19 protein-coding genes and 3 tRNA genes are annotated in these 20,467 nt (G+C 61.2%); 15 read left to right on the top strand and 7 right to left on the bottom strand.

What is annotated here, in order from left to right:
- Positions 1–19: 19 nt before the first annotated feature.
- Complete coding sequence (locus NKF26_RS12260) at positions 20–970, bottom strand: MoxR family ATPase (protein WP_066147803.1); 951 nt, start codon at positions 968–970, stop codon at positions 20–22.
- A gap of 102 nt (positions 971–1,072) precedes the next feature.
- On the opposite strand from NKF26_RS12260, the gene NKF26_RS12255 reads away from it, so the two are divergent.
- The 3 genes from NKF26_RS12255 to NKF26_RS12245 all read left to right on the top strand — a co-directional run bounded on the left by NKF26_RS12255 (position 1,073) and on the right by NKF26_RS12245 (position 3,147).
- Positions 1,073–1,157, top strand: a tRNA-Ser gene (locus NKF26_RS12255).
- 223 nt (positions 1,158–1,380) lie between these two features.
- A complete protein-coding gene (locus tag NKF26_RS12250) occupies positions 1,381–2,073 on the top strand; it encodes an SDR family NAD(P)-dependent oxidoreductase (protein ID WP_253229055.1) in 693 nt (230 codons plus the stop codon).
- 774 nt (positions 2,074–2,847) lie between these two features.
- Entirely contained in the window at positions 2,848–3,147 is a 300-nt protein-coding gene (locus NKF26_RS12245; RefSeq protein ID WP_082837773.1) for a hypothetical protein, read from the top strand.
- Positions 3,148–3,150: 3 nt separating this feature from the next.
- On the opposite strand, the gene NKF26_RS12240 is transcribed toward NKF26_RS12245, so the two are convergent.
- Positions 3,151–3,453 (bottom strand): HalOD1 output domain-containing protein, encoded by a 303-nt coding sequence (locus NKF26_RS12240; RefSeq protein WP_253229056.1) that lies wholly within the window; start codon positions 3,451–3,453, stop codon positions 3,151–3,153.
- A 174-nt stretch (positions 3,454–3,627) separates the two neighbouring features.
- Here NKF26_RS12240 and NKF26_RS12235 point away from each other — a divergent pair, with 174 nt between their 5' ends.
- Complete coding sequence (locus NKF26_RS12235; RefSeq protein WP_190303734.1) at positions 3,628–3,768, top strand: hypothetical protein; 141 nt, start codon at positions 3,628–3,630, stop codon at positions 3,766–3,768.
- A 37-nt stretch (positions 3,769–3,805) separates the two neighbouring features.
- On the opposite strand, the gene NKF26_RS12230 is transcribed toward NKF26_RS12235, so the two are convergent.
- Complete coding sequence (locus NKF26_RS12230) at positions 3,806–4,696, bottom strand: sulfurtransferase (RefSeq protein ID WP_253229057.1); 891 nt, start codon at positions 4,694–4,696, stop codon at positions 3,806–3,808.
- 132 nt (positions 4,697–4,828) lie between these two features.
- Between NKF26_RS12230 and NKF26_RS12225 the strand changes: the two genes are divergently transcribed.
- From NKF26_RS12225 to NKF26_RS12215, 3 genes are all read left to right on the top strand, one after another.
- Positions 4,829–5,263, top strand: coding sequence for a DUF393 domain-containing protein (locus NKF26_RS12225; RefSeq protein WP_253229058.1), 435 nt, complete (start codon positions 4,829–4,831; stop codon positions 5,261–5,263).
- 66 nt (positions 5,264–5,329) lie between these two features.
- Positions 5,330–6,451, top strand: a complete 1,122-nt coding sequence (locus NKF26_RS12220; protein ID WP_253229059.1) for a pyridoxal phosphate-dependent aminotransferase — start codon at positions 5,330–5,332, stop codon at positions 6,449–6,451.
- A 181-nt stretch (positions 6,452–6,632) separates the two neighbouring features.
- Positions 6,633–6,929: a PRC-barrel domain-containing protein gene (locus NKF26_RS12215; RefSeq protein ID WP_253229063.1), complete on the top strand. Its 297-nt coding sequence runs from the start codon at positions 6,633–6,635 to the stop codon at positions 6,927–6,929.
- Position 6,930: 1 nt separating this feature from the next.
- Here NKF26_RS12215 and NKF26_RS12210 read toward each other — a convergent pair whose 3' ends face one another.
- Positions 6,931–8,376, bottom strand: a complete 1,446-nt coding sequence (locus NKF26_RS12210; RefSeq protein WP_253229060.1) for a DHH family phosphoesterase — start codon at positions 8,374–8,376, stop codon at positions 6,931–6,933.
- Between the two features lie 468 nt (positions 8,377–8,844).
- On the opposite strand from NKF26_RS12210, the gene NKF26_RS12205 reads away from it, so the two are divergent.
- Positions 8,845–8,918 (top strand) — tRNA-Lys (locus tag NKF26_RS12205).
- A gap of 427 nt (positions 8,919–9,345) precedes the next feature.
- Here the strand turns inward: NKF26_RS12205 and NKF26_RS12200 are convergent.
- Positions 9,346–11,568, bottom strand: coding sequence for a succinylglutamate desuccinylase/aspartoacylase family protein (locus NKF26_RS12200; RefSeq protein ID WP_253234390.1), 2,223 nt, complete (start codon positions 11,566–11,568; stop codon positions 9,346–9,348).
- Between the two features lie 389 nt (positions 11,569–11,957).
- Here NKF26_RS12200 and NKF26_RS12195 point away from each other — a divergent pair, with 389 nt between their 5' ends.
- Positions 11,958–12,584, top strand: coding sequence for a LysE family translocator (locus NKF26_RS12195; RefSeq protein ID WP_253227952.1), 627 nt, complete (start codon positions 11,958–11,960; stop codon positions 12,582–12,584).
- 3 nt (positions 12,585–12,587) lie between these two features.
- On the opposite strand, the gene NKF26_RS12190 is transcribed toward NKF26_RS12195, so the two are convergent.
- Positions 12,588–13,256 (bottom strand): DNA methyltransferase, encoded by a 669-nt coding sequence (locus NKF26_RS12190; protein WP_253227953.1) that lies wholly within the window; start codon positions 13,254–13,256, stop codon positions 12,588–12,590.
- 56 nt (positions 13,257–13,312) lie between these two features.
- Positions 13,313–14,806, bottom strand: coding sequence for an IMP dehydrogenase (guaB, locus tag NKF26_RS12185; RefSeq protein ID WP_253227954.1), 1,494 nt, complete (start codon positions 14,804–14,806; stop codon positions 13,313–13,315).
- Positions 14,807–15,270: 464 nt separating this feature from the next.
- On the opposite strand from guaB, the gene NKF26_RS12180 reads away from it, so the two are divergent.
- The 6 genes from NKF26_RS12180 (at position 15,271) to NKF26_RS12155 (ending at position 20,455) form a co-directional block, all read left to right on the top strand.
- Positions 15,271–16,263 (top strand): DUF5794 domain-containing protein, encoded by a 993-nt coding sequence (locus tag NKF26_RS12180; RefSeq protein ID WP_253227955.1) that lies wholly within the window; start codon positions 15,271–15,273, stop codon positions 16,261–16,263.
- Between the two features lie 82 nt (positions 16,264–16,345).
- Positions 16,346–16,570, top strand: a complete 225-nt coding sequence (locus NKF26_RS12175) for a DUF5795 family protein (RefSeq protein WP_066142630.1) — start codon at positions 16,346–16,348, stop codon at positions 16,568–16,570.
- A gap of 42 nt (positions 16,571–16,612) precedes the next feature.
- Positions 16,613–16,787 (top strand) — tRNA-Trp (locus NKF26_RS12170).
- A gap of 358 nt (positions 16,788–17,145) precedes the next feature.
- Entirely contained in the window at positions 17,146–17,901 is a 756-nt protein-coding gene (locus tag NKF26_RS12165) for a DUF4326 domain-containing protein (RefSeq protein ID WP_253234389.1), read from the top strand.
- Positions 17,898–19,562, top strand: coding sequence for a winged helix-turn-helix domain-containing protein (locus NKF26_RS12160; protein ID WP_253234388.1), 1,665 nt, complete (start codon positions 17,898–17,900; stop codon positions 19,560–19,562). Before NKF26_RS12165 ends, NKF26_RS12160 begins: the two co-directional genes overlap by 4 nt.
- A 608-nt stretch (positions 19,563–20,170) precedes the next feature.
- The gene (locus NKF26_RS12155; RefSeq protein ID WP_231183485.1) at positions 20,171–20,455 is read left to right on the top strand and encodes a DUF6516 family protein; all 285 of its coding nucleotides are present in this window, start codon (positions 20,171–20,173) and stop codon (positions 20,453–20,455) included.
- Positions 20,456–20,467 lie beyond the last annotated feature (12 nt).

The following is a 20,467-nucleotide window of genomic DNA, read 5'->3' as shown; positions in this document are numbered from 1 at the left end:
GAAAGAAGGGGCGATTTTCCTATTCCACCGTCGGCACGGGAACGCTGTCCAGCACGGATTCGATGATTTCGTCCTTTCGCACGTTGTTCACCTTCGCGTCCGGGGTCAGGACGACGCGGTGGGAGAGGAGGGGATAGGCGACGCGTTTGACGTCGTCGGGGGTGACGAAGTCGCGGCCCTTCATGGCGGCGCGGGCGCGGGTCGCTTCGAAGAGGCGCTGGGTCCCGCGGGGGGAGACGCCGACCTCGACGCGGCGGTCCTCCCGCGTCTCGCGGGCGATGGCGGCCATATATTCGAGCAGGTCCTCCTCGACGCGCACCGTTTCGGGGACGGATTGGAGGGCGGTGACGAGTTCGTTGTCGAGGACGCTCTCCATCGTCGGACTCTGGCTGTCGCGGCCCGCACGGCGGCGGAGGAGTTCGATCTCGCCGTCGAGTTCGGGGTAGCCGAGGCTGGTTTTGACGGCGAAGCGGTCCACCTGCGCTTCGGGGAGCGGGAAGGTCCCCTCCTGTTCGACGGGGTTCTGCGTGGCGATGACGAAGAACGGCTTCGGGAGTTCGCGGGTGTCGCCGTCCACGGTGACCTGTCCCTCCTCCATCGCTTCGAGGAGCGCGGATTGCGTCTTCGGCGGCGCGCGGTTGATCTCGTCGGCGAGGACGACGTTGGCGAAGATTGGCCCCTCGTTGAACTCGAACTGGCGGTCCTGTTCGTTGAACACGTGCGTCCCCGTCACGTCGGCCGGGAGCAGGTCGGGGGTGAACTGCACGCGACTGAAGGAGAGACCCAGCGCGGAGGCGAAGCTTCGCGCGGTGAGCGTCTTTCCGGTTCCGGGCACGTCTTCGAGGAGGACGTGGCCTCCTGCCATGACGCCGAGGAGGACTGTTTCGAGGAATTCGCGGTCGGCAATGACGGCAGTTCCGATCGCATCGAGGACGGATTCTGCCTTGGTATTCGCGTCTGTAACGTCCATGAAATATCACGCAACGGCCATCGATTTTAATGTGGTGGTCCGATAGGTTCCCGTGACCTAAATCGAAACCCATAAAGTGCAAAACGCAGTACTGGGAAGTGAGCCGAGATAGCCTAGCCCGGCCAAGGCGGCAGATTCGAAATCTGCTGTCCTCACGGACACGGGAGTTCAAATCTCCCTCTCGGCGTCATTCTCCGAACGTTACCGCCCGAGAGCTGTGGCTCTCGGGCACGTGTGAGGAAATGACGGTTGAGGGATTTGAATGACGGAAGAGGCAGTCTCGCCGAAGGCGAGGAAGCGTCTTCAGGTAGTTCAAATCTCCCTCTCGGCGCTTTTCCAAACACGACTCGACCAGTCGAGACGCTCGTGATCGACACAACCTGGAAGCACCTCGACGCCGTAGCCGTTCCATGAACGTTGACGTGTACGACTCGCTGGATGAACAGTGTGCACTCGTCACGGGGGCGAATCGGGGGATCGGTGCGGAGATCGCGGCGGAGTTGACTGCGCTCGGTGCGGGGGTGTACGCCGGAGCGCGGAATCCCGGCGAAGTCACGGCGACGGACCAGCGAGCAGTCGAACTCGACGTAACCGACGGGAACACGATTCGGGGAGCGGTGGAGACGATCACCGACGAGGAAGGACGGCTCGATATCGTGGTGAACAACGCCGCGACGTACGGGCCGACCGGGAAGTTGGAGTCGCTGTCGGACGGAACGATCGAAACGACGCTTCGGACGAACCTCCACGGGCCGATGCTCGTCACGAAACACGCGCTGTCGTTGCTGACTGAGCGCGAGGGCGGGCGCGTCGTGACCCTCTCCAGCGGGTCGGGGCAGTTCGACGGCGGCATCGATACCGGCCATCTCCCGTACGGCGTGTCGAAAGCCGGTGTGAACGCGTTCACCGACGCGCTGGCGGTGCAGTATCCCGACCTCCTCGTCAACGCCGTCTGCCCGGGGTGGGTGCGAACCGAAATGGGTGGGTCGAGTGCCCCGCGGAGCGTCGAGACGGGTGCCGAGACGCCGGTCTGGTTGGCGCGCTTCAAATCCGGCGGCCCGAGCGGGCGGCTCTGGCGGGACAAAACCCTCGTCGAGTGGTAGCCGTTCGAACGGATCGGACTCATTGCTAGACAATCTCACGGTTGCATAACGATTATTATGTTCGCCAAAATACGTGAAGATACACCCAACTGACCGAATCCGAGTGACCATCATGACCACCACCACCCAATCGCGTCCACTGCACGCCGTCCTCGTCGAGGCCGGAGTGTCCGCGTTTGGGATTTCCGCATGGATGGCTCTGTATGGAGCATCCAAGGCGAATCTACCATGCGGACGCGACGGGTGGTATGGTCTGACGGATGTTCACCGCATTCGGACTGCACCCACGCTCGTCGCGTAAGGCGGACGCCACTGCCACCGACGGCGGGTGCTTTCTTCGATTCTCCACGATCGAGGAGCCCCGACTCCGTGCGGGTCCGGGCCATCAGTTGGCTCTTTTCGACCCTACCGTCCGGCACCGGCGTTCGTCCTACCAGTGTGTAACTTCGGGTGTCGAGTGTCGTCGGCCGAATCCGCCGAACCGATTCGGCTGACGACCTCGATCCGCGGACAGCCGTGACCGGAACGGGTACGGCTCCGCAACCGTCCGACCGTCGGTGTGGTGTCCCCGTGACACCCACCGTGAGAGGCCTCGCTGGCGAACGCCCAGAGATATCTCTCGACCTCGTCGAGCGAATCTCGTCCCGTATCATCCCCGTTCGTCCCTCGATCCCGTTCCGTCGCTCCCGTCGGGTAGTGGTCTACCCCGTCCGCGTCGCTGGCCCCACCGGTCCAGCGATCGGATGCCGCGCGTTCGATTCGCGCGGGAGCAGTATGTCACAGGCACTCCATCCAGTGACGGTCACTGCTGAACTCACGGTGTTAGTTCCGCGTGGAACCGATGGCACGCTCACGACGGCGGCACGACGCGTGCTCACGAAAATAGAGTCGGTTCGAACCGTCCACGACGTCGCACACGCGGGATTCCGTCCCCGGGCGACGGATATCGCGGTCGACGTCGTCGCCGAACTGACCGTCGCCGAAGCGCGCGACCGGGAGGCTATCGCGGTCGCTCTCGGGAACGGATTCGGCGTCCGTGCGGTGACAGTCACCGCGGTCGAAGCGGACCGGTAAAATTCAGTGGAGTTCGACGATACCGGAGCCGCGGACGACGACCGTGTATCCGCCGTAATCGAACTCGACGCTGGTGACGGTTGGAATCCGGCCGTCGTAGTTGGGTTCGAAGAAGTCGTCCAACGCGTCGGGGTCGATCCGTTCGTAGAGCGGCGCGACGTTCTGAAGGTCGACGTTCTCCTGCTCGGAGACGGCGCGGATGACTGCCTCGCTCACCTGCTCGTCCTCCCGAACAGCAAACTGTCGCGGGGGGGATTTCGCCGGTATCGTCGGTTCTGGGGGTGTCAGTTGGCTTCCCGGAGACATGATTCGGCTACTATCTGTTGGCAACGACATTGTATAAAAAACCCCACCATCCGGACTGAGCGTCGGTAGATGGGATATATATCTCTGCTCAAATATAGATTGATGGTTTCCTTATAGTTCAGAAAACGCACTATTTTGCATAGATATATACCGTATAAAATCGCCACAATTAGTATGGAATCGGGATTAACCGACGAAGATTTCAGACAAATCAAACGCTTCGCAGAGACGCCGCGACACGAGCGAACGCCGGACCTCCTCCGTGCGATAGAGAGTCGGAAATCGAGAACCGAAACGGAAGACGAACAGGAATAAGAGACACGCACGACTCCTCCGCCCGAAACCGGGGGAGTTATCCTTTGCTCGCTCGGCTTGCTGGCTCGTCAGTTTCGGCTTCGATGGGTGACCGAATGAGGTTGCCCCACTCGGTCCACGACCCGTCGTAGTTACGCACGTCCTCGAAGCCGAGCAGTTCGTGGAGCGTAAACCACGTTATCGACGAGCGCTCGCCGATACGACAGTAGGTGACGACGCCGCTGTCGCCCGTGATGTCGTGGTCCTCGTACAGCGCTTCGAGTTCTTCGCGTTCCTTGAACGTCCCGTCGTCGTTCAGGTTCTCGCTCCACGTGATGTTCGTCGCGCCGGGAATGTGACCCGCGCGCTGTGCGGTTTCCGGACTCCCCTCCGGTGCGATTTTCTCGCCGCGGTATTCGGCCTCCGACCGGACGTCCACGAGTGGGAGGTCGAGCTCTATCGCGTCCTCAACGCCTTCGCGGTAGATCCGGAGATGATCGAACGGACCGCCCGCGTCGTACTCCGCCTCGGGATACGACGGCACCTCGTCGTCCGTCGGATAGTCGTTTTCGAGCCAGTACTCACGTCCGCCATCGAGGAGATACACGTCGTCGTGGCCGTAGTACTTGAACTGCCAGTAGGTGTAAGCCGCCCACTGGTTCGACTCGTCGCCGTAGAGGACGACGGTGCTATCGTCGGTGATGCCGTGTTCACCCATCATCTCGGCGAAGTCGTCCTTCTTCAGGATGTCCCGCTGGAACGAATCCTGGAGGTGCGGCCCCCAACGGAACCCGATGGCACCGGGGATATGCGTCTCGGCGTAGGACTCGTCGTACTCGATGTCCGCCTCCACGAGCCGGTACTCGGGGTCGTCGCTCCCGAACTCGTCGAGATGGTCGTCGACCCACTCGGCCGTGACGAGAACGTCGCTTCGATCGGTCTCTGACATACGCCTAGTTCGTCTCCTTATTTCCACTTAGGGGTGATGGGCACGTTACCGTTCTGTGGCACGATCGGCCGTTCTTCGGTTCCTTTCCGGCGCAACAATCCTTATCCGCGAAACTCCCGTAGCCGAAACGGCATGACCGAGTATCACGCGGTACTCGTTTTCGACGGGGACTGTCCGTTCTGTTCGGCGGCCGCGTCCGCGCTACGACGGGTGCGCGGCGTCGGTGCCATTCCGTGGGATGCGGAGGCGGCCCAGTCGTTTCTCGAAGCGCAGTTCGATGCGATACCGTTCGCGTTGGTGTTCGCCGATAGCGAAGAGGGTCGAGTGTACGTGGGGAGGGAAGCGGCCCGCGAACTCTGTGAGCGGGCGGGAGTACCGGTTCTGATCCGCGACGTCGTCGGCGACAACTACGAATCCATCGCGGACGCCATCCGAACGGTGACCGGGGTTGACGGTGACCCTGATCCGTACCACGGCGTCTATCCGATGGCTGTCGACGCCCGCGAACGCTTCGACGCGTTGGCGGCGAGCGCGGATTCGATGCCGATAGCGGTGCGGGACGACTAATCGTGCACCTTCGTGCGGTTTGCATCCTTCCCGAAGGTTAAGACTCACCTCTCCGTAGCCCCCGGCATGTTCCCGGATATCGACTATCTCGACTGGATCACCGGTCGCCCCGAAGCCGCCACGCACGACCTCGGGTCGAGCGACCTGCGGCGCGCGGTGCCGGAACCGGACGGCATCGTGCCGCCGAAACTCGCCGACTTGCCGTCGCCGCCGGACGACCTCGACCTCGAAACCATCATCGCCGACGCCTACGACGTCGGGACGGAGAACGTCCTCGTCACGGCCGGTGCCACGCACGCAAACTTCGTCGCCATGGCCGCCGCACTCGGCGGGAAGGGGGACGGAGCGGGCGAAACGGACGGTGGCGACGACCGTCCACCGCGCGCGTTGGTCGAGAAACCGGGCTACGAACCGCTGGTGGCGACGCCGGAGGGACTCGGTGCGACGGTGGACCGCTTCCGCAGACCGGCCGAGGACGACTACGGACTCGACCCCGGGCGAGTCGAAGCGGCGATGAGCGACGGAACGCGCTGTATCGTCGTCACGAACCGCCACAACCCGAGCGGGAGTCGGGCGAGTCGAGAGACGATGGCGGAAGCGAGTCGCGCCGCCGCGGACAACGACGCCACCTTGCTCGTGGACGAGGTGTACGCGCCGTTCTGTGCCGACGAGGCCAGCGTCTTCGGCGGCCCGACCGCCGCCATGCTCCCGAACACGGTCATCACGAACTCGATGACGAAGTACCTCGGGTTCGGCCCGATTCGCGTCGGATGGCTCGTCGCGGACGCCGACTTCGTCTCGCGCGCCCAGTCGGTCATGTTCCATGTCCCGGCGATATCGGCCCCAGGGATGGCGCTCACCCGCCGCGCGCTGTACGCCGAGACGGAACTCGCCGAGGGGTCGCGCGACCGAATCGAGGAGAATCGGGAACTGCTCGCGGAGTTCGTCGAGGAGCGCGACGACATCTCCGGGGCCGTCCCGTCCGGGTGTACCTACGGCTTTTTCTCCCACGAGTCGGCCGACGGGGACGAGGTATCGGAAGCCGCGTGGGAGGAGGGAATCCTCGTCGTTCCCGGGCGGTTCTTCGACGACGACGACAGCTTCCGATTGAGTTTGGGGCTGGACAACGAGACGGTCCGGACGGGATTGGACGCGTTCGGCGACGTGTTGGACGACATCGCGGAGTGAGACGCTCGCTGCGAGGATCGAGGTGTCAGTGAGACGTTCGAGACATCGGTTATCAAATACAAGCGATATGTTTCGTATGCGAAACGCGTCAGACGACTCTCATCGCCCCGATAGGTTCATTCCGTCGTGGTCTGCCAAGAGTTAAGACCCGCGCATACAATCTCATGTTCATATGGACGGTATGGATGGAAGCCCAGCGGAAATCACGACGCTCGTCGGCCGGGAGGTTTACTCCAACAACGGAGTCTTCGTCGGAGAGGTGGACGACGTTCGTCTCGATTTGAACGAAACGGCAGTAACAGGTCTCGCACTCGGTGGTATCAACGACGAACTGTTTGGCGACCGCATCACCCCCGGACGCGGCATCATCGTGCCGTACCGGTGGGTACGCGCGGTCGGTGACGTCATCCTCATCAACGATGTCGTGGAACGGTTGAAGCAACCGGAAGAGGGAGAAAGCGAAGAAGCGGTCGTCTAATTCAGTTCCCGTTCGATTCTCCATCGACGCCCATCGCGTCGAACAGTTTCTTCTTGACTGCTTCTTCGGTGAGCGAGAGCAAGGTGTCGCGGTTGTCCTCGTTGGTCTCGATGCCGGTGAAGATGCCGAGCGGAATCTCCGCGCTGGCCTGCGTCGAGTGGCCCGCCGCTTCGCCGATGGTGTCGAAGGCGTCCTGTAGCACGTTGCCGATGTTCATCCGGATGTCCTTCGACCGGGCGGCGAGGTAGATGGTGTCGTCGGCGATGCCGAAGACGGCGGACGTGGTGATGCCTTCGAGGTTGAGCAGGTGTTGGGCGGCCTGCGTGAGCGCGTCGCGGTCGCGGATGAAACCCGCGTTGCTGACGAGATGGCTACCCTGCACTTCCCGGTTCGTGATGGCTTCGGCGAGCACGTCCAGCGTCTCGGGCGACATCGACGGCGATTCGACCTGTTCGAGCGTGTCGTGGTTGGCAAACGGGTAGAGGTACGCCGCCGCGGTGAGGTCGGCGGGCGTCGTGTCGCGCTTGAAGTCGAGCGTCTCGGCCCGGATACCGTACAGGAGCGCCGTCGCAACCTCCTCGCTCAGGTTGATATCGAACTCCTGAACGTACTTCGTCATGATCGTCGAAGTCGAACTGACGTTCGGCCGCACGTCCGAGAACCCCGCTTCGTACTCCGATTCGGGTTCGTAGTGGTCGATGAGGATATCGACCGGGTGGTCGAGTTCGGGTTGTGTCGCCCGCATGTGGTCGACGAGGGCGAACGTGTCGTAGGAGTTCACGTTCACTTCGTCACGCTGGATCAGTTCGATACCGAGCAGGTTGACGAACGCTCGGTTCTCCTGGTGTCCGATCTCACCGTGATAGAGGATGTCCGCTTCGACGCCGAGGCTTTCGGCAATCGTCTGGAGTGCGGCCGCGCTGGCGATGGAATCCGGATCGGGATTGTCGTGCGTGAGAACCGCGAGTTTGCTCGACGTGTCCTCGATGACGGCGGACAACTGCCGTGCCTTGTACTCCAACTCGCCCGCTTCGAGCGAGCGAAGCGCGGAGTTGGCGATAACCGTCGACGGGTTGATCACCACGTCCGCGCCCATCTCGGTGAGTTCGTCGGCCGACACCGGGTCGCTCGCACGGACCACGGTGAACCGTTCGCCACCTCGATCCTGAAGGTTCGAGACGGCTTCCTTGTTGGCCGCGACATCGGACGAGAGGATGAGGACGACGTCGCGGTCGGCGACGTCTTTCGCGGCCGATTCGTCGCGGATGTCCCCGCCCTGCGCGTTCAAATCCTGGTCGCGGAGCGCCTCGACGCGATCGCTGTCCCGGTCAATGATGAGAACTTCTTTCCCCTGTGCAACAAGTTCCTCGGCGACGGCGTAGCCGACGCTCCCACAGCCCAAAATGGCGTACGAAGACATCGAGGAGATAGTTATCCCGGCGCTCATTACTACTGGGCCGTTGCCCCGGCCGGTACTTAATCCTCCCGGAGCGCCGTTGAAACCAGTCCACGCCTAGCTTTACTCATCCGTAAGGTGGATCGATCCATCATCGAGATAGTAAAAATGAATGTTACTAATCACTGTGATAATACTGAACACGCTCGATACGGGAACCGACCGTTTCGCTTCCCCGTCGGCGACTGACGGAAGTGAATCTGTGATGTCCGTCGAAGGGTTGACGAACGTGTACGCGACCCGAGATGGTGGAACATCACCGCCATCGACGACATCTCTTTTGCCGTCGACGACAGGGGCTTCTCCCTCTGTAATTCCGGGCGCAAAAGCTCGGTGTCTTCGACAGTTGCTGACCTCGTTTTCGGGCCGATTTTTCACATCGTTTTTCACCCCAAACCGGGACACTGCGATTCGAAAGGAAACGTATTTACGTCCCACCCGACTTTTTCAAAATGCATTGGGCCGGTAGCTCAGTTAGGCAGAGCGTCTGACTCTTAATCAGACGGTCGCGTGTTCAAATCGCGCCCGGCCCGCTTTTGCGAAGAATAAACGTGACGAGCAGAGCGGTCGCCGTGATTTTAATCGCAGGGAGGTCGCGCACAGCGAAGCGAGCACGCCCGACCGTGCGTTCAGAGATACCGATTTGAAGTAGACCAGTCGCACGCCCGGGAAACGAACGAACGTGAGTGACCCGGAACGTCTGGGCGTAGTTCAAATCGCGCCCGGCCCGTACTTCTTCGATGAATTGATTCGTGAGTCGTGGCTTTTCGGCTATTTCGAGGAGAACACCCGTTCACAGTTCTCGGATCAGCAATTGAAACAAGCCCTCGGGATACAACGGCCAATTGTCGTCCGGAAAATCGGAAAGCGGCTTCCAGAACGCCTCGAACGTCTCGTCCATAGCTTCGATCGATTCGTAAACGTCTCTAAAAAGGTACGGTCGTCCCGCTCCGGTGAATCTCAGGGACTGAGGGTGATGGTTCGCGATTTGCCGCTGCCGTTAACCGAGTATTCGATACCCACTTCGACCGTTTTGCCAGCCATGTCCACGGGTGACCCGCTCGCGCGGAACTGATAGAGGTTGATGGTCGCGGACGAGTCGGACGAGAGAACCGCCTCGACCGATGCACTGTTACTGAAGCCATCGGTATCGAGGTCGATGGAACCGGGAAGTGACATTCCGCCGTTGATGTCGGTGACGCCGTTCTGCACGTCGGCGTCGATGGCGAGTTCGCTGACCCACTTGCCCTCGCTGTAGGAGTGGTCGCGCAGTTCGTCGATGTCGCCGTCGGACGGCGTGATGCGCAGGCGTTCGATTATCAGGTTCGACGACGCGTCGTTCGTGACCTCGAACGAGAGTCCCGAGCGCTCGCCGTTGCTGTCTTCGGGGGTATCGACTGCGGCGACGGTTCCGTCGTAGCCGAGGGGGTGTGACGGGGCCAGCGAACCGGACGAGTCGTTTTCGGCCGTGAACGAGAGGGTTTTGCTCGTCCCGTCGCCGAGTTCGTAGTCCACCGTGAATTCGACCGCTTCACCCGCCATATCGACGGGGGTGCCGTTCGATTCGAACTGGTAGCAGTGGGCGGTTGCGGTGGATCCGGACGAGAGGACCGCCTCGGTCGAGGCACTGTCGCTGAACCCGTCCGAACCGAGGTCGATGGTCGTCGGTAGTGACGTGCCACCGTTGATGTCGGTGACGCCGTTCCGCACGTCGGCGTCGATGGCGAGTTCGCTGACCCACTTGCCCTCGCTGTAGGAGTGGTCGCGCAGTTCGTCGATGTCGTCGTTCTCCGGTTCGATACCGATGCTCCGAATCGTCGTGTTCGACCCGGATTTGTTCGTGAGGCTAAACGTGATTCCCGACCGTTCCTCGTTGTCGTCAGCAGGGGTATCGACCGCTCCGGCGTCCTTGTTGTAGGCGAGATAGCCATTCTGCGAAGAAGCACTCGAATCCCGTGAGGACGTGTTCGAACCGTGCGACGGAATGCTCGAATCCTGCGAAGGGGCGCTCGAACCGGACGAGGCGCTACTCCCCGTGAACGAGGACGACCCCATCGCTCCGCTGTCGAGTCCGTAGCTCACGGTGAAGTCGACCGATTCGCCCGTCATATCGACCGGGGAGCCGTCCGATTCGAACTGATAGAGATGGACGGTCGCGGAGGAACCGGACGAGAGGACCGCCTCGGTCGAGGCGCTGTCGCTGAAACCATCGGTATCGAGGTCGATGGTCGTCGGTAGCGACGTCCCACCGTTGAGGTCGGTGACGCCGTTCTGCACGTCCGCGTCGATGAACAGTTCGCTGACCCATTTGCCCTCGTCGTAGGAGTGGTCGCTGAGTCCGTCGATGTCGTCGTTCGCCGGTTCGATTTGCACGTCCTGAATCCACATGGACGAGTCGGCGTCGTTCGTGACCGTGAACGAGAGTCCGGACCGTTTCCCGTTGTCGTCCACTGACGCATCGACGGCGGCGGCGTCGTCGTGGTACAGGAGCGCGTTGTCCGCGGCCGCGTTGTGCGACTGCGTGATGAGGCCGTACTCCCGGAAGAATTCACGGACCACGGCGGTGGTGTTCTGGACCTGTGTGGCGATCGATCGATCGTACTCGTACGTCGATTCGATGATCATCGCGGGCGTGTTCAGATCCGCACCGACCTTGTGTTTGAGCATCGGCCGTGAACCGTCAGGACTCGTCGCTCCGCTGTACGCGAACGTCGAATCGGTGATGACGTTCTCGTTCATGTACGAGACGAGGCGCTTGCGGTAGGCAGTCGCGTTCCCCGCCGCCGTGGAGAAGATTCCCTGTCCGACACCGTCGCCGTTCTTGTAGATGCCGTGGGAACTGTGCATGTCGATGAGGAAGTCGATGTCCTCCGACACTGCCACGTTCCAAATCGCTCGGGCGAGTGGCGTCGTCGGCGTCTTTCCCGGCGGGAACTGTCGATTGAGGTCGATGTTGCGCTTGTCGTGGTTGTCGTACGTCCGCGAGTCCCGTTCGATTCCCCACTGGTTGCATCTGGGAATCACGACCATCCGTCCGGCGTCGATGTCCCAATTCATGATCACCTCGGCCGATTTGTACCCGTTCGCCTCGCTACCGTGTATTCCGCCGGTGAGCATCACCGTCGGGCCGGGGTTCCCGCTGTCGATTTCGTACACCGTCGTCTCTTCCGCCGTTCCTTCCATAATCGAATAGCTCGAACGAGAGTTGCCGCTCGAACCCGCGGAGACATCCCGCGAACTGGCGGCCAATCCCCCTACCGAACCGAGTGCAAAGATACCCGATTTGAGATATGTGCGTCGATCGACCTCGAAATCCGTCAGATCTGATGAAGGGCTATTTCGTGGCATGGTTTGATCGAATCTGAAATGATTCTTATCATATCATGTCTTCTTTATTGAGATACCTCCTTGGCTTTACATACAAATCTATTATAAGTCGTCTCGCTCACAGTTCGTGTTCACTGTTGTCACGGTAACGCGGTCCCATCGCCCCTTTGTCACGGTAACGCGGTTCCGTCGTCCCTTTCGTGCAAAGGTATTACTGGCGACCGCTCGTCCGCGTTAGCTGAACGATGGCTCTTTCACCCCTGCTGGTCTTTCTCGGCGCTTCGCTCGCGCTCATCGCCATGCCGGGCCCGGACACGATCTGCGTTCTCACCCGCGGTATCGAATACGGACGGCGGGCAGGCGTTCGGGCGGCGTCGGGCGTCAGCACCGGAGTTTTGGTTCACACGACTGCGGCAGTGTTGGGTCTCTCCGTCCTCCTCCGAACCTCCGCGGTCGCCTACTCCGCCGTCAAACTCGTCGGTGCCGTCTACCTCGTCTATCTCGGGATTCAGACGCTCCGGTCGGACGACGGACTGACGTTGGAGAGCGAAACGGATATCGAACGCACCGAAAACAGCTTTCGGCAGGGCGTCGCCGTGAACGTCCTCAACCCCAAAGTCGCGCTGTTCTTCCTCGCGTTCCTTCCACAGTTCGCCGGAACCGGGTCGAACACCGATGTTCGGATGGCGTTGCTCGGCCTGACCTACGCCGTGTTGACGCTCGTATACCTCTCGACTGTGGCAGTCGCCGCACAACGCGTGGGACGGGTCGTCCGTGAGAACGACCGCGTGAACCGCGGCCTCCAATGGCTCGCGGGGAGCGTCTTCGTCGGCCTCGGAATTCGATTGGCACTGCCCGAGCACGTCGGATGACGATCAGTCGTCGTTTCGAAACACGAGACAGTAGTTGTGATCGTAACCGTAGTCGTAGTTACCGTCCCGTTCCTCACTGTCGTCCGTTTCCCACCCCACCACGATTTCTCCCTCGAAGTGGAACTGTTCCGAGAGAATTCCGCCAGCGTCCCACACCAGGGTCGTCACGTTCCCGTCGTTTTTCAGGTTCGAGATATCCACGAGAACAGGGGCGTCGTCAACCAGGTACTGCTTGACGGTTGCGAATGCGCGCCGAAAATCCGCCAGGTACTCCTCGTAACTGCTCTCTCCAGTGTAGTTCTGAAACGGATTGGTTTCTCCCTCTTCGGCCATGTATGGCGGCGAGGTGAGACACAGATCGAACGTCGGCAACCCGTAATCGGGGAGGTCGAAGACGGTGCCGTTGACGACGTTGTCCTCGTGTTCAATGCGATCGCGGATAAACGTCACCCTGTCTTCCTCGTATTCGATTCCGTAAGGAACCCGACCCAACTCCTCGGCGACTTTCATCGTCGTTCCGAACCCGGCGAAGGGGTCGAGAACGGTGTCCCCCTCGTCGGAAAACTCCGTGATGAACTCCTCGACGAACGATTCGGGCGTTCGAATGTCGTGCCCGAATTCGGACGGGAATTCGTCGGATTTCTCGTACTGTAATCGAAGAAACGTCTGCAAGACTACAAATTTCGAACGGATGGGATAAAGATGGTGACGGCGTGTGAATGTCTCGATTACTCGCCGGGGCTGTAGTTCGGCGCTTCGTCGGTGATCATCACGTCGTGTGCGTGGCTCTCCTGCTGGCCGGCGGGCGAGATGCGGACGAACTCCGAGCGCTCCTTGAACGACGGAATCGTCTCCGCGCCGACGTAGCCCATGCCGGACTGCATGCCGCCGACGAGTTGGTGGAGTTCACTTTCGAGGGTCCCCTTGTACGGTTTGGCCGCCTCGACACCTTCGGGGACGTACTCGTCCTCGTCCTGCGGTTCGTCCTTGAGATAGCGGCTGCCGTCGCCGCTCTTCATCGCGCCGACGCTGCCCATGCCGCGGTACTGCTTGTACTTCTTGCCCTCGATGGTGATGACACGGCCCGGTGCCTCGTCGGTCCCCGCGAAGTACGACCCAAGCATGACGGCGTCGGCACCCGCCGCGATGGACTTGATGGCGTCGCCGGAGTACCGAATCCCACCGTCGGCGATGACGGGAACGTCGTGTTGAGTCGCGACGTCGGCCACCTGCGAGATGGCGGTTATCTGTGGCATACCCGACCCGCTGACGACGCGGGTGGTACAGATGCTTCCCGGTCCGATACCGACCTTCAGGCCGTCGGCGAAGTCCACGATGTCCTCCGCGGCTTCGCGCGTGCCGATGTTTCCGACGACGACGTCGGCATCGACCGATTCCTTGATCTCCCGTGCCCCGTCGATGACGTTCAGGTTGTGCGCGTGCGCACAATCAATGAAGAGCACGTCTGCACCCGCCTCGTCGGCGGCGACGGCGCGGTCGGTTTCGAACGGCCCGACGGCGGCACCGACGCGGAGATGGCCATCGTCGTCGCGGATCGCCTCACCGTACTCCCGGCGCTGGAGGACGCCCTGCATGGTGACGAGTCCGGTAAGGTGGTCCTCGTCGTCCACGATGGGAACGCGCTCGATCTTGTGTTCGTACATGAGTTCGAGTGCCTCGCGCGCGGTCACATCCTCCATGGCAGTGATGACCTCGTCGGTCATCGCTTCCTGCACTTCGTCCTTCTCGCCGACTTCGAGGTACGGGCGGATGTCGGTGCCGGAGATGATGCCGAGCACTTCGTCGTCGTCATCGATCACGGGTGCGCCGCTGACGCCCTCGTGTGCCATCATTCGGTCCACTTCGCGAACCGTCTGTTTCGGACTCGCCGTCACGACGTCACGGATGATGAGTTCGTCGGCGTGCTTGACGCGCTCGATCTCGGCGACCATATGATCGACGTCCATGTTTCGATGGAGGACGCCCAGTCCGCCCTGTCGTGCCATCTCGATCGCCATATCGCTCTCCGTGACGGTGTCCATCGCCGCGGACAGGACTGGAACGTTGAGTTCGACGTTCTTCGAGACACGGGATTTCACGTCGGCGTCGTCCGGTTCGACGCGGCTCTCCTTCGGGCGCAGGAGCACGTCGTCGAAGGTGAGCGCCTCCGGTACGCGGAGTTTCTCGGAATACGGCCCGTCGTTGGTAGAATCGTTCGCCATGTAATGCGAACGGAGCGGTTACTGAAAAACGTTGCGAGATTGTGCGTTCCTGTCGTCCTAAACGTTGAATGTTATACATGCATGTGAGTATTCGGGGGGCGGCGGCCGAACGTGTCATATATTGCCACTGAAGAACAGTTGGTGATCGGGGTTGTTTGACAAAAAAGCGCAAGCGAGACGGGCATTTTTGCGTCCATTTCGCGTTGCGTGGGGTCATTTGTCACGCAACACTTAAGCAATAATCGACAATAATTGTAAATATGGACTCTACCAGTCTCATGGCACAGCGCATTGCAGGTCGGACGAGCAGCGACTCTTTTGCTCCGATTGCAATTTTTGCTAAACTGTGCACAACACTGGTAGCGAAAGGATTTGCGGGGAATCTTCGACCGAATTCGCACGACCGGTCGCACCGCAGATACCATCACCCTTCGCCCACGGGTCAGGGTCATAGTCACTAGTCGATGAGTAGCTCACAACACCCGGTCGCCTATCGCTTAGAGCGACAAGTAGGCGGCGCGACGAAGTTGCTCGCGACGGTCATGGGGCTCCCCCTCGTGGACGGCATCTTCCCGGCGATGGTGCTCGCCGGCGCGTTGAGTTCCCCGGTCGGCATCATTCAGGTCGGCCTGCTCGTCTTCGGCGGCAGCGCGACCGTCGCGGTCATCCTCGCCGAGATGGATGGCACCCCGCGTGAACAGGCGATGACCGTCCTCGCGGTCGGTGTCGTCCTCATCGCTGTCGCTGGCATCGAGGCCGCATTCGCGCCGACCATCGCGAGCGCGTTGAAGATGGAAACCTTCGAGCGCTTCGCCGCGCTGGTCATCGCCGCCATCGCCGCGAAGACCGCGAGTGCACGCATCGGCGAATATTTGCCGAGCCCCGGAGTCATCGTCGGCTTCGGACTGCTCGCCAGCCTGCAACCCGCCGGCTTCCAAGTCAAGGCCATCGAAGCGACCCAAATCGTCCCCGCCGTCGCGGCGGCCGGGACGGGTGTCGCGTTCGCGCTCGCCATCGCACTCACCTCGCCGTGGCTGCGCGGCGTCGTGGACATCGATCGCTTCCGCTTCGGCAGCGCGGTCGCGCTGGGCGTCCTGCCCCTGTCGATACTCGGCTTCGCACCGGGTCGGGCCCCGCTGTTCGTCCTCGTGGTCACCAGCCTGTTGGCGCTCGACCCCGGCGAACACGTCGAGTCTGCCGTCGAAGCGGCCGAGGAGGCCGCCGGAAAGCCGGAACCGGTCGCCGCCGAACCGCAACCGGCCGTTGACGAGTCGCAGGCGGCCGTGACGGACGGCGGCGAGAACGCCGACGAATTCGACGACGGCGAACTCGCCGGAGAGGACTTCAGCGAAGAGAACCTCGCTGAAGGGAGTCCCGAGGGAGATGCGGACGGATCGTCCTCGGCCTACGGCTACCCCGGCGAGGAGGACGGCGGCCAACGCCGTCCGTGGCTGTAACCTCGCTCGACCGTTCCCTTTTCGGTGGTAGTATCGACCCGTAGCTGTAACGTTTTTCCCGCTCCGCCGCAGTGGTTTTCACATGCCGGATAATCGCGTCGTGCAGGGACGGATGGTGACGCCGAAGCGACTGGCCGAACTGGTAGAGGACGATTCCGTGATGGAAGCCGACCGCATCGAGGACGCCGAGCGGCAGTGCCCCGACTGCGGCGGCGACGTGCTCAAGGTCGGGTACATGCCGAGTGTCACGGCGTTCGTGACGGGATATAAATGCCAGGACTGCGATTGGGGGACGCGGGAGGAATAGAATCGAAACCCCTTTAGGCCTTTTCGACCAATCAAAATTCGCGGGGTCGTGGCCAAGCCAGGGATGGCGACTGACTCCAGAGGCTACGCGCCCGGGACGAAACTCCAGCTGATATACCGAGCGGGTGACTGATCATCGCTCGCGTTGACGACCCTCTGGAGTTCCGAGGCGCACCGGAGATATCAGTCGATCGGGGGTTCAAATCCCTCCGACCCCATGCTGTAAAAAAGCCTTACTAAGCTTTTTAGAACCACTAACTACAGGTAAACCCGTTAGCTACGGGTCCCGATATTCGGAGGTGACGACCGGATGGTAGTTCGTCTACCGTCAGCAGTTCCCTCCGAGCGGACTACTTGCGATTACTGTGACGCCCACGTAACCGCTGACTTCCGTCGAACCTACGGTACCGAAGAAAACCGGGCGAAGCGGTGCCCGAAGTGCGATTCGTGGGCCCGCATAATGCGCGGGTCTGCAAGTGGGAAGGATGTCGAACACCCCGACCCACAGGTCCACGCCGCACGGCGAGGTGGGAAGCAGCTCCGCGAAAGAGTCGCGGACAACGGGAGGGGGTCGATGTGACCTCCCTCGAAGACTTCGGAGTGCGTGGATGGCCGCCGCTCCGGGAGATCGCTCGCGACGAACACGGCTCCGTCATCTGTCCCGTCCATGGAACGCCCATCGACTATTCTTACGGGAGAATCGACGTTCCCGTCGTTCGACTCGCCGATGAAGAGCTTCGCGACGCGTTTGATGATGGCGTCATGACGGTTCGGTCGTTCGGCTACCGAAGCCCGTCGGACATTCTGATTCCCGAAACCACCGATGGACCCGACGCGTCGGACTATTCATCGCGATGGGTCGGAGTGCGTGCCGAGTACACCGTTGGCGAGCACTGGATTCCCGTCCGAACGGCGGATCTTCCGGAGTCAGAACGCGACCGCGCTGACGACACCGACGACGATCGGGAAACGGACGTCGCGAACTGGGTCGAAGACGAGTGTGACATCTACATCGGTCGTGCCGATGACGGCGACGGCAGCGAAGTCCATCTCCTGAATGCGGACGTCGACCAACGAGGTTGGCTCGGAAATCCGTATCCGGCCGAACAGTACGGACGGGACGAAGCCGTCGGGATGTTCACGAAGGCGCTGCTACGCGAATTGGAACAGCGGCCAGCGCTTCGGACCGCTCTCGTCGAGCGCTGTCGCGGGAAGACGTTGGGCTGTCTGTGTGGCTGTGCGAACTCCGACGACAAACGCTGTCACGGCGAGGTAATCGCCCGTGTCGTCGATGACCTCCTCGTTCGTCCTGAGGACGGTGGTCGCGAATGAGCGTCGACAACACTCGTCCGGACGACCCACGACACTCGCTCAACGCTGACTACGCCGAGTTGACGTGGCCCGCTCCCGTCGAACACGGCGGCGGGGGACAGTTCCTCCTGGACGACGTCGCGAACAGCGCCGTCGATACGTCGTTATACGACCGCCTGCGAAAGCTGTGGTACGACGTCGTCGATTCGCCGGAGGACGAACCCGTTCACGTCGGAACGATTCAGCAGGAGGATGGCCAGGACGACCTCGCCGTCCTCTTCCGCTCGTCCAAGTGGCGGGCGGGCGAAGGAACGGGCGACGACTACAAGCCCTTCTTCAAGTATCACCTGACGCTCCGCCCGATCGGGCCGACTGGCGAAATCGAACACGGTCGAACACCGTTGCGGGCGTGTTCGTTGACGATCATGCCCTATCTGAAGGGACTCGTCCAGCCGGACGGCGAGCCGCTACGACTCCAGTACGGCACCGGAACGATGATTCACGTCAACTCGACGTGGGTCGCGGACCACGGCCAGCTCGTCGATCGCTCGGCGGACGTCCTCGATGCAGCACTCGACGAGTATCGGTTCGATCGAGAACTGATCGTCGAGGAGAGCCAACGCGGCTGGAAAGTCGAGGATCACCACCGCTTTGACGAGCGGTACATCGAGGACGTCGTCGAAACGCTCCGGCGCAGCGAGGACCTGATCGCGTTGGAGAACGGCGAACTATCCGCGCTCGACGGCGAACGCGGGAAACACGGCTGGAGCGAGTACAAGTTCTCGACGAGCCGGTTCGACCTGCTCGGAGTGAAAGACGCGGCGGACGTTCTCCCGCCGAAGGCGGAGATACTGCTGAAGTGCTACCTACCGGATCACCCGGAGCGCCTCGAGCATCCGATGGACCAGCCCAAACTGGAGGCAGCGCTCATCACGAAACAGGGCGAGCGAAAGCCCCATTTCGACGAAATCCCGGTGATTCACCACGTGTTGAAATCGGTCGTCCTCTCCCACTTCATCTGGGCGGGCGTCCCGACTGACGCGATCCTCGCCGACGAGGTGTCGCTCGGACCTGACGCGGAACCCTACGAGTGGGAGCATCCGCAGAACCGTCGCGAACAGCTCCAGCAGTGGTACAAATCGAAAATCCCGGACCTGTACGCCGAAGCCACGCGGACCTATCGCGACCGTCCCGGCCTGACCTACGACATCCTTCAGATCCTCGTCGAAACGGCTGGCGCGACGTACGACGAACTCGTCGAACGAACCGGTGCTCGGTATTCCACCGTTCAGCGACAAGCACGACGACTGGAAGATCTGGGCCTGTGCGAACGACTCTCCGGACAGCAAACGCTGTTGACCTGGTCGGCTCCGACGATGGGCGAGCACGCGGCGGACGTCCTCGAGGACGTCAATTCCGGAGATACTCCGGCGGATCGACGTGAGCGAGCCGACGAGCGTCGCGAGGAACTCGAAGAGTGGCACGACGCCCACGAAGCGGATGAAGATGAAACTGGAGAGCCCGACGAAAGCAACGAGAGCCGTCGCGAGCAGCGGCGCTTTGCTGGACTCGACGAGTTGAGTCAGATCACCGTGGAACACCTTCCGCCACTCGTCGATGCCGATCGGTTAGGACTCGACGAGATACGAATCCACGTCGACGCGGATCCCGCGATCTCGTAGCGGAGATCACGTTCGGCGTTCTCCTTTCGATAGCGACCGCTGTGTCGAAATTTCCGTGTTTTCGTGCTTCTGTACACTGACTTATCCTATTTCCATACAGTATCACAAATTCTGTCACTAGATTCACTTTCATCTAGCTGTTGACGGCGAGCCAGTCGAAGAATTCCGCTCAAATCGCGCTGTTATCGTATGGATACCGATCGCGAAAGCGCCGTTTTCAGGCATCACCACCGTCACGAGAGCCGTTCTGCCGTTGGTTGGCCAGAAGGTAGGTTGCCAGACCCCCTCAGCGCTATGTGCCCCTAAGGGGGCAGGACAATAACGCGGCGCGCAGAACGCGCGCCGCTACCGCCACCGCAACAGAACACGCGAGAGAGCCGCCACGCTCGCCACACGCGGACAGTACACCGGTAGTAAAGAGTGGCAACGGTGGTTGCGAAAATCGCTTAGGAGAGTTCGAAACGAGCCACATCGACCATGCATGCGGTTCGTCAGCGAATCGTGCGAGCAACTTGGCGAGTGTGTCGATGAACAACGGCATGAGGAGAATGAATGTTGGCATTCACCCCAACATCTTATTATGATGGGCTGCATACCAACAAACGGAGATGGCAGATGATGACCTGGAAATGCGTCGGACACGAGAATTCGACGGCTACGTTGAATCCATCCTCATTCGAGACGCCCCGAACCACCCTCAATATCCCTGCGGGTGGAAATACCGACTCCACTTCGGGACGCTCGACGGCGAAACCATCGTCCGCTTCGACAACGCGCATGAAACATCAAAAGGCCACGAACGACATACGGGGGATGAAGTCGAAATCATCGACTTCCCGGGCATGGCCGACCTGTATCGACGGTTCGTCCGCGAAGTCAACGAGTACCGCTAATCAACACGCGAC

Origin of the sequence: Haladaptatus sp. AB618 (assembly GCF_024136965.1) — an archaeon.
In the GTDB taxonomy this organism is placed as follows: domain Archaea; phylum Halobacteriota; class Halobacteria; order Halobacteriales; family Haladaptataceae; genus Haladaptatus.
The sequence above is the reverse complement of the archived record's forward strand: the minus strand, read 5'-3'. Positions and strand labels throughout refer to the sequence as shown.

Excerpts from the sequence above, each read along its gene's own strand:
- NKF26_RS12225 (WP_253229058.1), top strand. The coding sequence starts at position 4,829 with ATGACCGAGTATCACGCGGTACTCGTTTTCGACGGGGACTGTCCGTTC.
- NKF26_RS12240 (WP_253229056.1), bottom strand. The coding sequence starts at position 3,453 with ATGTCTCCGGGAAGCCAACTGACACCCCCAGAACCGACGATACCGGCG.
- NKF26_RS12180 (WP_253227955.1), top strand. The coding sequence starts at position 15,271 with ATGAGTAGCTCACAACACCCGGTCGCCTATCGCTTAGAGCGACAAGTA.
- NKF26_RS12175 (WP_066142630.1), top strand. The coding sequence starts at position 16,346 with ATGCCGGATAATCGCGTCGTGCAGGGACGGATGGTGACGCCGAAGCGA.
- NKF26_RS12230 (WP_253229057.1), bottom strand. The coding sequence starts at position 4,696 with ATGTCAGAGACCGATCGAAGCGACGTTCTCGTCACGGCCGAGTGGGTC.
- NKF26_RS12155 (WP_231183485.1), top strand. The coding sequence starts at position 20,171 with ATGGCAGATGATGACCTGGAAATGCGTCGGACACGAGAATTCGACGGC.
- NKF26_RS12250 (WP_253229055.1), top strand. The coding sequence starts at position 1,381 with ATGAACGTTGACGTGTACGACTCGCTGGATGAACAGTGTGCACTCGTC.
- NKF26_RS12220 (WP_253229059.1), top strand. The coding sequence starts at position 5,330 with ATGTTCCCGGATATCGACTATCTCGACTGGATCACCGGTCGCCCCGAA.
- NKF26_RS12160 (WP_253234388.1), top strand. The coding sequence starts at position 17,898 with ATGAGCGTCGACAACACTCGTCCGGACGACCCACGACACTCGCTCAAC.
- NKF26_RS12235 (WP_190303734.1), top strand. The coding sequence starts at position 3,628 with ATGGAATCGGGATTAACCGACGAAGATTTCAGACAAATCAAACGCTTC.
- NKF26_RS12245 (WP_082837773.1), top strand. The coding sequence starts at position 2,848 with ATGTCACAGGCACTCCATCCAGTGACGGTCACTGCTGAACTCACGGTG.
- NKF26_RS12210 (WP_253229060.1), bottom strand. The coding sequence starts at position 8,376 with ATGAGCGCCGGGATAACTATCTCCTCGATGTCTTCGTACGCCATTTTG.
- NKF26_RS12200 (WP_253234390.1), bottom strand. The coding sequence starts at position 11,568 with ATGGAAGGAACGGCGGAAGAGACGACGGTGTACGAAATCGACAGCGGG.
- NKF26_RS12215 (WP_253229063.1), top strand. The coding sequence starts at position 6,633 with ATGGATGGAAGCCCAGCGGAAATCACGACGCTCGTCGGCCGGGAGGTT.
- NKF26_RS12195 (WP_253227952.1), top strand. The coding sequence starts at position 11,958 with ATGGCTCTTTCACCCCTGCTGGTCTTTCTCGGCGCTTCGCTCGCGCTC.
- NKF26_RS12260 (WP_066147803.1), bottom strand. The coding sequence starts at position 970 with ATGGACGTTACAGACGCGAATACCAAGGCAGAATCCGTCCTCGATGCG.
- guaB (WP_253227954.1), bottom strand. The coding sequence starts at position 14,806 with ATGGCGAACGATTCTACCAACGACGGGCCGTATTCCGAGAAACTCCGC.